This is a genomic window from Acidovorax sp. Leaf78 (assembly GCF_001422735.1).
Lineage (GTDB): Bacteria > Pseudomonadota > Gammaproteobacteria > Burkholderiales > Burkholderiaceae_C > Acidovorax.
Window position 1 is genome coordinate 23,282 of record NZ_LMLZ01000008.1, and the last position, 12,794, is coordinate 36,075.

The window sequence follows — 12,794 nt, forward strand, 5'->3', positions numbered from 1 at the left end:
TACCGCTTGCTGGATAAGCGCTAGCAGCTATATTTAGTATAGCAATCGGTCATCGGCAGCCGCTGCGGGGGCTCAGCGCAGCGGAAACCCCGCCCCGTGCAGCGCCTCGACCAGCCGGTGGCGGCCCTTGAGCGCCTGGGCGTCGCGCAGGCGCTCCAGCACCACGTCGCTCCAGTCCGCCGGCGGCAGGCCTTCGCGGGTTTGGAAGCTGCGCAGTTGCGCGTCGTAGTCGCCGATCTCTTCAATCAGATTGCCGGGTGCGGTGTAGCGCTCGCGGTGCAGCACGGCGGCCTGCGGCAGGCGGGGCTTGATCGCGGCGGGCCGGGCAGGGTCCGGGTGGCCCACCACCAGGCCGAACACCGGGAACACGCCTTCGGGCGTGCCCACCACCTCGGCCACTGCCTCGGGCTGGTTGCGCAGCGCGCCGATGTACACGGTGCCCAGGCCCAGCGCTTCGGCGGCCACCACGGCGTTCTGCGCAGCCAGGGCGGCGTCGATCACGGCCATGAGGTAGGTGTCCAGGTACGGCAGGCCGTCGGCCTGGGCGCCCTTGTACTGCGCGATGCGGGCAATGCGCGACAGGTCGGCCAGCCACACCAATAGCAGCGGCGCCGTGCGGATGTGCGCCTGGTGGCCTGCGAGGTCGGCCAGCCTGTCGCGGCTGGCTTGGGATTGCACCGCCACCACGCTCCAGGTCTGCAGGTTGGATGAACTGGCGGCCGACTGCGCTGCGGCCACCAGCGTGGTGATGGTGTGTTCGGGCAACGCGTCGGGCAGGAAGTGGCGCACCGACCGGTGCGACAGCAGGTGCTCCAGCACGGGGCTGTCGGGCACGTTTAGGGCGTTGGCGTGGGCGCCGTAGCGGGCCTGCAGGAGTGGGGCGGCAAGGGACATGGGCGTTTTCGGATGTGGGGTGGGGCGGGTGGTCGTACGGGGGAGGTACGGCCCTGGCCCACTGTAGCCAGCGTGACTGCGTTCGTTTGCGCGCTTACCGCATATCGGCATGCCCTGGCCTCATATGCTGCGCCCATTGCACGGGCATGCATCGACCGGATCAAGTCGGGAGCGGGTGGACCGGGGTAGTGCAAGGGCCGCCGCAGAGCCGCCACAATACGGCCCATGTCTGATGTGCATTCCGAAGAACTGTTGGCGCAGGTGGCTGCGCTGCCCGCGCTGCCCGGTGTCTACCGCTATTTCGACGCCCAGGGCGCGCTGCTGTATGTGGGCAAGGCGCGGCACCTCAAGCGCCGCGTGTCGAGCTACTTCACCAAGAACCATGGCGGCACGCGCATCGGCCACATGGTCAGCAAGATCACGCGCATGGAGACCACGGTGGTGCGCTCCGAGGCCGAGGCGCTGCTGCTCGAAAACAACCTCATCAAGACGTTGAACCCCAAGTTCAACATCCTGTTCAGGGACGACAAGAGCTATCCGTATCTCAAGATCACCGGCGTGGCCGGCGGTGCTGCGCGCGGCGAGGCGCCGGGGCAGGTGTTTCCACGCATGGCGTACTACCGCGGCTCGGTCGACAAGAAGCACCGCTACTTCGGGCCATACCCCAGCGCCTGGGCGGTGAAGGAAACCATCCAGCTGCTGCAGAAAGTCTTCAGGCTGCGCACCTGCGAGGACACGGTGTTTGCCAACCGCACGCGGCCCTGCCTGCTGTACCAGATCAAGCGCTGCACGGGCCCCTGCGTAGACCTGATCTCGCCCGAGGCCTATGCCGCCGATGTGCAGCATGCCGAGGCACTGCTGCGCGGCGAGACGCAGGAGGTGCTGCAGGCCATGGAGACTCGCATGATGGCGCACTCCGGCAAGCTCGAGTTCGAGCAGGCCGCCGAGGTGCGCAACCAGATCCAGGCCCTGTCGCGCGTGCTGCACCAGCAGTCCATCGAGATCGCGGACGACAAGGACGTGGACATCCTGGCGGTGCGGGTGCAAGGCGGCCGCGCCTGCGTCAACCTGGCCATGGTGCGCGGCGGGCGCCACCTGGGCGACCGGCCGTACTTTCCGGTGCATGTGGAAGACGCGGCGGCCATCTTTGCGGAGGAGGCGGACGACGACAACCCTGACCACGCCGTGGCAGCCCCCGCGCGGCCTGTGGAGGTGCAGGTGCTGGAAGCCTTCATCGCCCAGCACTACATCGGTGTGCCGGTGCCGCCGCTGCTGGTGACGAGCGAGCCCGTGGACAAGGCGTTGATGGAAGCGCTCACCGTGCAGTCGGGCCTGCGCGTGACGGCGGTGCACCAGCCGCGCGAGCAGCGCCGGGCCTGGCTGGACATGGCGCAAAAGAACGCCAGCCTGCAGCTGGCCCGCCTTCTGGCCGAAGAGGGCTCGCAGCAGGCCCGCACCCGCGCGCTGGTCGAGGCGCTGGACCTGCCGCCCGAGGACCTGGACCAGCTCACCATCGAATGCTTCGACATCTCGCACACGGCGGGCGAATCTACGCAGGCATCGTGCGTGGTGTTCCACCACCACAAGATGCAAAGCAGCGAGTACCGCCGCTACAAGATCGAAGGCATCACCGGCGGCGACGACTACGCCGCCATGCGCCAGGTGCTCACGCGCCGCTACAGCAAGGTGGTGGAGGCCGCACGCGAAGCCGGGGGCATCGACTTTGCGGCCGCCCCGCCGCCCGACACTGAGTCCGCCGAAGGTGCCGTCAAGCCCAAGGGCGTGGCGCGCCTGCCCGACCTGGTGCTGATCGACGGCGGCAAGGGCCAGGTGGGCGTGGCGCGGGAGGTCTTCACGGCCCTGGGGCTCGACCTCGCGCGCATCGTCGGCGTCGAGAAAGGCGAGGGCCGCAAGGTCGGCCTGGAAGAACTGGTGTTTGCCGACGGCCGCGAGAAGGTCTACCTGGGCAAGGACTCAGCGGCCCTCATGCTGGTGGCGCAGATTCGCGATGAGGCCCACCGGTTTGCCATCACCGGCATGCGCGCCGCGCGCGCCAAGGTGCGGGTGGGCGGCGGGCAGCTGGAGGAGATTGCCGGCGTGGGCCCCAAGAAGCGTGCACGGCTGCTGCAGCGCTTTGGCGGTGTGCGCGGCGTGGCCTCGGCCAGCGTCGAAGACCTGGTCACGGTGGACGGCATTTCGCGCGAGCTCGCGGAAGAGATCTACCGGGCGCTGCGCTGAGCCGGAGCGTTGCTGCACGATCACATTCGCCGCAAAGGCGGTGCGTGCATGCAATGCGGCGCGTGGGGCCACCCCGGGCCGTGACACAATCGCCGCCATGTTCTGGACGATCCCCACGCTGATGACCTGGACGCGCATTGTCGCGATACCTTTGATCGTGGGGGTGTTCTATGCGCCGCTGGATCCTGCCACCCGCAACCTCATCGCCACGGTGATGTTCGTGGTGTTCGCGGCCACCGACTGGCTCGACGGCTACCTGGCACGCAAGCTCAACCAGACCTCGTCCTTCGGCGCCTTCCTGGACCCGGTGGCCGACAAGTTCCTGGTGTGCGCATCGCTGCTGGTGCTGGTGCACCTGCAGCGCGCCGATGTGTTCGTGGCCTTGATCATCATCGGCCGCGAGATCGCCATCTCGGCCCTGCGCGAGTGGATGGCGCAGATCGGCGCGAGCAAGAGCGTGGCGGTGCACATGATCGGCAAGGTCAAGACCACCGTGCAGATGGTGGCCATCCCCTTCCTGCTGTACGACGCCCGGCTGTTCGGCGTGATCGACACCGGGGTGTGGGGCACCTGGCTGATCTGGGCCTCTGCCGTGCTCACGGTGTGGTCGATGGTGTATTACCTGCAAAAGGCACTGCCCGAGATCCGGGCCCGCGTGAAGTAGCTCTGTCGGGCCTGCCTGCGCCTGCTGGGCCGGGTGCTGCTGTTTTGAGTTCAGTCATGCAGCGGTTTTTGGGGCTGCTGCCATGCTGTTCGAAAAGGCATGTTGGCGGATGGTGCCGGTGATCGATGCGGCGGCATGGTCTGCTGCGCACTGCCGTGGTGCGAACGTCTGCCCTGGATGGTGCTGCGGCGCCCGATACGCGCTCCACGTGCACCACAAACGCCTTTCTACGCTGGATTTCAAGCCCTTTTGCGCCCGCGTGCCTTGCCGCAAGAGGGGTGTCAATACGGAATGCTGCCCATACGGCATGTATGAGACAAAACGGTCCGCACGCCCAGTCGCAGCACGAAATACGACTAGAATTCATCGCTACGCTGCCGCAAAACAGCGTGTTGTATTGACACCCGGAAACTCGATGGCTTTAATCTGATGCAGCAGCCACTGCTGTGTATGCCAGTCATTCCCCCGTCTGCTTTCAACCAGTCTCCTTCAGGCTGCGCTTTGGGACGTGTGAAGACCAGATATCCGCGAGACATTCCATCAACTCTTTCCCGAGAGGCTTCTTGTGAACAAAACCGAACTGATTGAGCACATCGCTACCAACGCCGACATCTCCAAGGCCGCTGCCGCGCGTGCCCTGGAATCCACGATCGAGGCCGTCAAGAAGACCCTGAAGAAGGGCGGCACTGTTTCGCTCGTCGGTTTCGGCACTTTCGCAGTTGGCAAGCGGGCCGCTCGTACCGGTCGCAATCCCCGTACGGGCGATACGATTAAAATCAAAGCTGCTAAAGTTCCAAAGTTCCGTCCTGGCAAGGCATTGAAAGATGCCTTGAACTGAGGATCAGTTTAGGCGGGGTCCTTAGCTCAGTTGGTAGAGCGGCTCCTTTACACGGAGTAGGTCGGCGGTTCGAGACCGTCAGGACCCACCACCCACCGAACAAAGGCGAACGCAAGTTCGCCTTTTGTTTTTTGTCTTCTGAAAGATCGACCATGTTTGAATCCATCCGCAAGCACTCCAAGATCGTCATGATCTTATTGTTCTTGCTGATCATTCCATCGTTTGTGCTGGTAGGTATCGACAGCAACTACTTCTCTGAAAAGAGCCCGGTGGTTGCCCGCGTCGATGGCCACAAGATCAACCAAACCGATTGGGACAATGCTCATCGCATGGAAACCGACCGCATCCGCGCTCAGTCTCCCACGGTCGATCCCAAGCTGCTGGACTCGCCGCAGTCCCGCTATTCCACGCTGGAGCGCCTGGTGCGCGACCGCGTGCTGGCTGCAGCAGCCAAAGACATGCACCTTGTGACCAGCGATGCACGTCTGGCCCGCAGCCTGCAGGAGATCCCTGCCATCGCCGGCCTCAAGCGCGCTGACGGCACGCTCGACGCCGAGGCCTACCGCGCGCTGGTCGGAAGCCAGGGCCTCACGCCCGAAGGTTTCGAAGCCAACGTGCGCCGCGACCTGTCGGTCAACCAGGTCATGGGCGGCGTGATGGGTTCGGCCTTTGGTACCGATGCTCAGATCAAGCTGGCGCTGGACCCGTTGTACGAGCGGCGCGAAGTGCAGATCCTGCGCTTCAAGGCTACGGACTTCGCATCCAAGGCAGAGCCTGCAGACGCGGACCTGGAGGCCTACTACAAGGCCCACACCGCGCAGTTCCAGCAAACCGAGCAGGCCGCTGTCGAATATGTGGTGCTCGACCTGGACAGCGTGCGTGCCGGCATCTCGCTGAGCGAAGACGACCTGCGCACGTACTACAAGGAAAATCTCACGCGCCTGTCGGGCAAGGAAGAGCGCCGCGCCAGCCACATCCTCATCAACGCATCCAAGGATGCCCCGGCAGCCGACCGCGAAAAAGCCAAGGCCCGCGCAGAAGAACTGCTGGCCCAGGTGCGCAAGACGCCGTCGAGCTTTGCCGAAGTGGCCAAGAAATCGTCCGACGACAAGGGTTCTGCCGTCGCTGGCGGCGATCTGAACTTCTTCGGTCGCAATGCGATGGTCAAGCCGTTCGAAGACGCAGCGTTTGCGCTCAAGAAGGGCGAGATCAGCGATGTGGTCGAGTCGGACTTCGGCTACCACATCATCCAGCTGACCGACATCAAAACGCCTCGCCAGCCCACCTTCGAAGAACTGCGTCCTTCGATGGAGGCCGAGCTCAAGCAGCAGCAGGCGCAAGCCAAGTTCGCGGAAGTCGCGGAGTCGTTTGCCAACGGTGTGTATGAACAGGCCGACAGCCTGCAGCCCGTGGCCGACAAGCTCAAGCTCAAGGTGCAGACCGCCACCGGCGTGACACGCACGCCCACGCCTGGCGCCAAGGGCCCGCTGGCCAACAGCAAGTTCCTGGAAGCCCTGTTCTCCAACGACTCGGTGCAGAACAAGCGCAACACTGAGGCGGTCGAAGTCGGCACGAGCCAGATGGCCGCAGGCCGCATCACCAATTACACCCCTGCCCGCACCTTGCCGCTCGACGAAGTGCGCGCACGCGTGAAGTCGCTGTTCATCGCGCAGCGCGCTGCCGAGCAAGCCCGCAAGGAAGGCGAGGCCAAGCTGGCCGCCTGGAAGGCCAACCCCGCAGCTGCCACCGGCCTGCCTGCGGCCGTGGAGATCTCGCGCGAGCAGCCCCAGGGTCAGTCGCGCCAGGTGATCGACGCCGCCCTGCGCGCGCCGTCGGACAGCCTGCCAGGCTGGGCCGGTGTCGACTTGGGCACCGAAGGCTATGTGGTGGTCAAGGTGAACCGTGTGGTGCCACGCCAGGCACCGGACGCGCAGCGCGCCCAGCAAGAGCGCCAGCAGTATGTGCAGTGGTGGACCACGGCCGAAGGCCTTGCGTACTACGAACTGCTCAAGCAGCGCTTCAAGGTCCAGATCAAGGCACCGCGTCCGGAAACCACCGCGCAGGCAACTGCAGAAAATTGAATAGTTGGGCCCGAGACGTGAAAATCTCGGGCTATAATACGAAGCTTCGGTGGCTGTAGCTCAGTTGGTAGAGTCCAGGATTGTGATTCCTGTTGTCGTGGGTTCGAGCCCCATCAGCCACCCCAAATCAGCAAAGCCGCTGCAACTTTCAAGGTTGCAGCGGCTTTTGTCTTTTATTCCCACCGTGGGAATATGGCCTTGATCTTTTCACGAAGTTCGCGCTGATCGTTTCGGCCCGCGCAGGCGTCAGCAAATCCAGTCAAGGATGGCGTGTTTTGCAAACACCCACGTCCTAGCCACAGCGCGAGTGCCAATGCCCCTGGGCTTCGAGTCGAAAAACTTCAGCAGCCACACAGACCTGTACAGCGCCGCACTTGAGCGCTGCTTGCGGCGGCAAGCCGCAATCACGCCCATTGGCGAGGCGACGAAGAAGGGATGAGGGGCCAATGATTGGCCTGCCCGGAGGGACTCGAACCCCCGACCTATTGCTTAGAAGGCAATTGCTCTATCCGGTTGAGCTACGGGCAGATGGATGGATGTCGGCCGCGGGGGCCGAAGCGCTGGGCACGGTACGGGCAATGAATTGAAACCGTCATTGCCGCACGCCGCTGCGCGAACCCTGGATCATACCTGCGGCGGCTGGGCTTGTTGTCGTCATCGGGCGGCATTTGCGGGGTTGTCATGGCAAGGGGATGGCGGATGCGGGTATAACGGAGTGGCGCTCGCACCGTGCGCCTGTTGTCTCTGTTTGCTTCCCACTTCAACTCAGCCCATGCCACACAGCGTCAATCTCATCAGCACCATTGCCGCTGCGCTTGGACTGGCGCTGGCGTTGGGATTCGTGGCGGCGCGGCTCAAGCTGCCTGCGCTGGTGGGTTACTTGCTGGCTGGGGTGGTGATCGGCCCGTATACACCCGGTTTTGTGGCCGACATGGCCATGGCCAGCCAGTTGGCCGAAATCGGCGTGATGCTGCTGATGTTCGGCGTGGGCCTGCATTTCTCTTTCGGCGACCTGCTGGCGGTGCGCCGTATCGCGGTGCCCGGGGCGGTGGTGCAGATGATGGTGGCCACCGCGCTCGGCATGGCGCTGGCCGTGTGGTGGGGCTGGAGCTGGGGCGGTGCGCTGGTGTTTGGCCTGGCGCTGTCGGTGGCCAGCACGGTGGTGCTGCTGCGCGCGCTGGAGACGCTGGGAATTCTCGACAGCCATACCGGGCGCATCGCGGTGGGCTGGCTGGTGGTCGAAGACCTGGCCATGGTGTTGGTGCTGGTGCTCCTGCCGCCGTTGGCTGGCTCTTTGGGGGGCCACGGTGCCCAGGGCCAGGCTGTGGACGGCGCAGCGCTGTGGAAGACGCTGGGATGGACCTTGCTGCAGGTTGGCGGCTTTGTGGCGCTGATGCTGCTGGTGGGGCGGCGGCTGTTCCCGTGGGTGTTGTGGCAGGTGGCGCGCACAGGGTCGCGCGAGCTGTTCACGCTGTGCGTGGTGGCGGCTGCGGTCAGCATTGCGTTCGGGTCTGCTGCGCTGTTCGGCGTCTCGTTTGCGCTGGGTGCTTTCTTTGCGGGCATGGTGATGCGCGAGTCGGAGTTCAGCCACCGCGCCGCGGAGGAGTCATTGCCGCTGCGCGACGCTTTCGCCGTGCTGTTCTTCGTCTCCGTGGGTATGCTGTTCAACCCATCTGTCCTGTGGGACAGGCCCGTGCAGGTGCTTGCCGTGGTGGCCATCATCATGCTGGGCAAGACGCTGGCGGCCGCGGCCCTGGTGCTGGCGTTCCGCTACCCGCTCAATACTGCGCTGACGGTGTCTGCCAGCCTGGCGCAGATCGGCGAGTTCTCTTTCATCCTGGTGGCGCTGGGTTCGTCGCTGGGGCTCTTGCCGGTGGAGGGTGCCAGCCTGGTGCTGGCCGGTGCGTTGATATCGATGGCCCTGAACCCGATGCTCTTTCGCGCCATTGCCCCGCTGCAGGACTGGTTGCGTGCCCGCTCCGCGTTGGCGCGGCGGCTGGAGCAGCGGGACGACCCGCTGGCCGAGTTGCCCATGACCACCGATTCGCGCTACCTCGCGCGGCAGGTCGTGTTGGTCGGCTACGGCCGGGTAGGGCGCCGCGTGGCCGCCGCCCTGGCGGCCAACGACATTCCGTTCGTGGTGGCCGAGCAGAACCGCGAACTGGTGGAGTCGCTGCGCGAGTCCGGCGTGGCGGCTGTGTTTGGCGATGCGGTGGACCCGGCTGTGCTGATCCAGGCGCACATCGCCCGCGCGGCAATGCTGGTGATTGCTACACCCGACACCTTGAACGTGAGGCAGATCATCGGCACCGCACGCATGCTGAACCCGCACATCGAAACCGTCGTGCGCAGCCACAGCAGCGACGAGGCACGCAGGCTCACGCAGGAGTGCGACAGCGCGGTGTTTCTGGCGGACGAGGCGCTGGCCCAGGCCATGTCGCGCTACGTTGTGGAGCGCACCGAGACGCGCCGTGCCCGAGCGACAGCGCCTGCCGCGCTGCACAGTCGCATTTGATTGAAATTGCCGAAATACCGTGCTACCGCTGGATGGGCGGTATTTCGTTGCTATTGAATTAATAGTAATTCGGTTTGCGCTTCCTCAGCGGGCCTGCTGAGCACTGGCGCGCACACTGTTTCCCGTCTGAACCCACAACAGCTTGTGCTGCCTGTCCATCATGGACCTGAAGCACTTGCCCAGGGCAGGCTGAGGCGCTGGAAGGGCGCTCCAGCAGGGTGTCATGTGAAGCGGTGCAGGCAGCGCGCAAAGCTCGCTGGCGGACTGCCGCACAGATCGGCAGATGCTTCGGCATAGCAATCTTGCGCCAAGCCTGCTGAATTCACAGCGCGCATCTGCAGCGCGGTCCGCTCCTCAGTCCGTCTCTTCAAACACCAGCGACGGATTGCTCATGATGCGCGCCGTCTGTCCCAACTCGTCGATCAGGCGATTCGCAAAATAGCTGTTTTGCGTGTCGGGCTCCAGCGCTGCCACTGCCAGATTGGCGCGCGGCTGGTTCAGAGGAATGTAGTAGCTGCCGGCAGGCACGTCGATGGCGCTGCGCATGGGGGCTACCTGCACACGGACGATGCCGGTGCCTCCGGCGATGGTGCCGATCACGTCCTGACGGTCGCCAGACTCCCGCGAGGTTTCGCGGTAAGTATCAGCCAGTGCGGAGCCGGGCTCGGCCACGCGCATGACCTGCAGGCCCAGCAGCTTCAGGCGTTCGACGGCAGCTGTGGAGCTGGCCGACAGCCAGTAGCCGCACGGCCGGGCGCGGGTCTTGGTAGGGCGCAGCGTGAGGGACGAGTTCCACTCGACACGAATCGGCCGCGTGGCGCCGGTTTCGGGGTCGAGGAACTCCAGTTCGCGCTGGGTAGGTGTGGCGGCAGCCTCCACCACGACCTGGTCGCGGCAGGCCTGCGCGCTGATGTCGCGCGCCACGAAAGAGCGCACCTGCTCCAAGTTGTTGGCGCGCTCGGCCGTGCTGCGCAGCGCGCTCGTGATGGCGGTGACTTGCGAATGAACCCTGCGCTGGATGTGCATGCGGCCGATGCCCACGCCGCGCGTTTCGATCAGAAGGCTCACCGTGTTCTTCAGGCCATTCACATTGCGGCCCGTGTCAGGCTGCGTGCCGCCCATCGAGATGCTCTTGTCGTCGGGGTTGTTGGAGGTGGTGTAGTACCAGTCGCTCGCCAATCCCTGGGCCTTCAGGGCCGCGACCATGGGCTGGTGGTACCACTCCTGCGAGGCTTTGGTCAAAAACTCTGGATAGTTGGCCGTGGTGGTGTACTGCAGCAGCGCGTCGTAGCGCTGGATGGCGTTGAACTTCTGCAGGTAACGGCCTGCCACGGTGTATTCGTGCGCGTCCACCACCAGGATGGGGCGGTACTCATTCACCACCCGCGCCAGGGCGCGTGCCTCGGGGGTGTTCAGCAGCAGGTGGTCGCGGTTCATGTCGACGCCATTGGCGGTGACGCGCGTGCCAGCCGCGGCTCCGTCGGGGTTGGCGCGGGGGATGATCACCACGTTGATGCGGTCGAGCAGGGGCTCGAGCAGCCCCTGGGTCAGTTCACGGCTGATGACGAGCAACGCTTCGGTCCCTGCCGGTTCGTCGCCGTGCTGCTGGCCGATCAGAACGACCGTGGGGCGACCGCTGTTGTCCAGCTGCATGGGGTCGGTGCCGGCTGCGCGGGTGGCCAGCAGGCCAAGGATGGGCTCGCCGCGCTGGGACATGCCCAGATTGAGCAGCCGGGTGCGGGTGGCGCCGCGCTGGGCCGGATCGTCCAGCGACTGGAGCCACTGGCCCAGTTCAGCGTTCGTGGTGAAAGACCGTCGGTCCGCACCAAGCCCCGGGGTGGCATACGCCACGGCGGGGTCCGGGAACCGTGCAGCCACGGCCGCGGAATAGGGCGGCGCCATCGGCCCTTCGTTCTGCACCACCAGCGGGGCGGATGGGGGCAGCGGGCTGGCGACAGCGCCTTCGCGCGGGGCCGGTGCTGGCAAGCGCGCAGGTGGCTGGCCCAGAGGAGCAGGTACCACCGTGCCCTTCTGGGCGCGGGTGGGCAGTGGTGCGGGTGCCGTGGTGCGCGCTGTGGGGCCGGACGACGGCCATGGCGGGAGCGGCGTGCTGGAGCAGGCGCTCAGCAGCACGGCTGCCAGCGCGGCAGAGACCTTCCAGGGAGTCTGCGGCAATAGCGCGGAGAAAGGCTGGGGCTCCGAGCCGCGCGACGTGCGCCGGAAGAAGGTATGCATGGTCATGGTGTTTTCTGCCAGTGAGGGGCCGCAGGGCGGCTTTGTTACGGCGATGTTACCTGCGCGCCTGCGGGAGCCGGTGTCAGCGTACATCCCGTTGCAAACCTGTCGTTGACACGTCGGGCCGGGCTGGACGCTACGGTTTTGTCACTGCGTGCGGGTGGGGTTGAGGAGCGATATGCCCGGGCATCCCCGAGGCGGCTGTCGCACCCGGTGTCTGGAGTCCAGCCGAATACGGCGGCACGGGCGCCTGCGCTGCAGCAGCTGCCGGTTCCTGCCGGGTGTCTGCCTGCATCCTCAGCCGCAGCAGCGCGCGCACAAAGCCATGGTCGGACCGTGAGCGGTCACGCCCCTCGTGCAGGTGGTCATTGAAATAGTCCACTCTGCGCACGTCGCCGATGCTGTTGCGGCCATTGTGCAAAAACTCTTCGCTCACCAGGATTTGGTCCAGCACGCTGGGCGATCCCTGGTGAATGTGAGAGTACGCCACGTCTTTCTTGAGCGCGGCGTCTCCCTGCAGTTCGTACGCGTTGAACAGTGCCACGTCCCGCGCTCCGCGGTCATAGGCGATTTCGTTGGTGGCGCAGATCAGCTGGGTGGTCACGCTGTCGGGCGTGTCGTTGAAGTCGCCCATCACCACCAGTGGCACGCTGGTGCGGTGCAGCAGGTCGATCACCAGGCAGCGCAGCGCCATGGCTTCGGCGCCCCGCATCATGAGCGAGCGCAGCGACGCCAGTGCCATCACCTTGGGGTCGCTGCGGTCTTCCAGCGCATGGCCTTGCCCATCCTGCAGGAACTTGGGCCGCTTCGACTTGAGGTGGGCGGTCAGCACGTTGAGTGTCTGCCCGTGCTTCATGTGCAAGGTCACGACCAGGGGAGGGCGCTCGAAGCGCGAATGCCGGCCCAGGCCCGGCACCTCGACCTCGAAGCCTGGTGGGAACTCTGCGAACGACTGCAAGGCGTCCACCTTCAGCCGCGTGGCAATGCCCACGCGGGGTGTTCCGTGTGCACCGCCTTGTGCCCCCTGGTTCTCGGCGCCGGGTACGGCCACAAAGTCATAGCGCAGCCCACTGCGGGCCAGGGCCCCCTTCAATGCCGCGTCGTCCCACACCTCCTGCACCGCCAGCACATCGGCATTGAGCGTGCGAAAACGATCGCCCAGCCAGGTGAGCTTGCGGTCGAATTCGGCCTGGGTGTAGGGGTCCTGGTTGTCATAGAACACACGCCCGGGGTTGGCCAGGTTCAGCGTGTTGCAGGTGGCCACCATCAGGGTGGCCAGGGGTACGGGAGTGTCGGTGGGGCGCATGGAATGGCGGGGTGGTGAAGCGA

The 12,794-nt window shown here is 65.3% G+C and carries 8 protein-coding genes and 3 tRNA genes; 7 read left to right on the top strand and 4 right to left on the bottom strand.

The features are described 5' to 3' along the window. Positions 1-72 precede the first annotated feature (72 nt). Positions 73-894: an NADPH-dependent oxidoreductase gene (locus ASF16_RS07565; protein ID WP_056164950.1), complete on the bottom strand. Its 822-nt coding sequence runs from the start codon at positions 892-894 to the stop codon at positions 73-75. Between the two features lie 225 nt (positions 895-1,119). On the opposite strand from ASF16_RS07565, the gene uvrC reads away from it, so the two are divergent. The 6 genes from uvrC to ASF16_RS07595 all read left to right on the top strand — a co-directional run bounded on the left by uvrC (position 1,120) and on the right by ASF16_RS07595 (position 6,840). Further along, positions 1,120-3,132, top strand: coding sequence for an excinuclease ABC subunit UvrC (uvrC, locus tag ASF16_RS07570; protein ID WP_056164952.1), 2,013 nt, complete (start codon positions 1,120-1,122; stop codon positions 3,130-3,132). A gap of 97 nt (positions 3,133-3,229) precedes the next feature. Beyond that, a complete protein-coding gene (pgsA, locus tag ASF16_RS07575; protein WP_010460895.1) occupies positions 3,230-3,796 on the top strand; it encodes a CDP-diacylglycerol--glycerol-3-phosphate 3-phosphatidyltransferase in 567 nt (188 codons plus the stop codon). 565 nt (positions 3,797-4,361) lie between these two features. Next, a complete protein-coding gene (locus ASF16_RS07580) occupies positions 4,362-4,634 on the top strand; it encodes an HU family DNA-binding protein (protein WP_056164954.1) in 273 nt (90 codons plus the stop codon). 15 nt (positions 4,635-4,649) lie between these two features. Continuing rightward, positions 4,650-4,725 (top strand) — tRNA-Val (locus ASF16_RS07585). A gap of 61 nt (positions 4,726-4,786) precedes the next feature. Continuing rightward, positions 4,787-6,715: a SurA N-terminal domain-containing protein gene (locus tag ASF16_RS07590; protein ID WP_056164956.1), complete on the top strand. Its 1,929-nt coding sequence runs from the start codon at positions 4,787-4,789 to the stop codon at positions 6,713-6,715. Between the two features lie 49 nt (positions 6,716-6,764). Beyond that, positions 6,765-6,840, top strand: a tRNA-His gene (locus tag ASF16_RS07595). A gap of 326 nt (positions 6,841-7,166) precedes the next feature. Here ASF16_RS07595 and ASF16_RS07600 read toward each other — a convergent pair. After that, positions 7,167-7,243, bottom strand: a tRNA-Arg gene (locus ASF16_RS07600). 244 nt (positions 7,244-7,487) lie between these two features. Between ASF16_RS07600 and ybaL the strand changes: the two genes are divergently transcribed. Continuing rightward, the gene (gene ybaL, locus ASF16_RS07605) at positions 7,488-9,230 is read left to right on the top strand and encodes a YbaL family putative K(+) efflux transporter (RefSeq protein WP_056164957.1); all 1,743 of its coding nucleotides are present in this window, start codon (positions 7,488-7,490) and stop codon (positions 9,228-9,230) included. 354 nt (positions 9,231-9,584) lie between these two features. On the opposite strand, the gene ASF16_RS07610 is transcribed toward ybaL, so the two are convergent. Both ASF16_RS07610 and ASF16_RS07615 read right to left on the bottom strand, forming a co-directional pair. Further along, positions 9,585-11,471, bottom strand: coding sequence for a M14 family metallopeptidase (locus tag ASF16_RS07610; protein ID WP_056164960.1), 1,887 nt, complete (start codon positions 11,469-11,471; stop codon positions 9,585-9,587). Positions 11,472-11,601: 130 nt separating this feature from the next. Further along, a complete protein-coding gene (locus tag ASF16_RS07615) occupies positions 11,602-12,771 on the bottom strand; it encodes an endonuclease/exonuclease/phosphatase family protein (protein ID WP_082516795.1) in 1,170 nt (389 codons plus the stop codon). Positions 12,772-12,794: the final 23 nt, after the last annotated feature.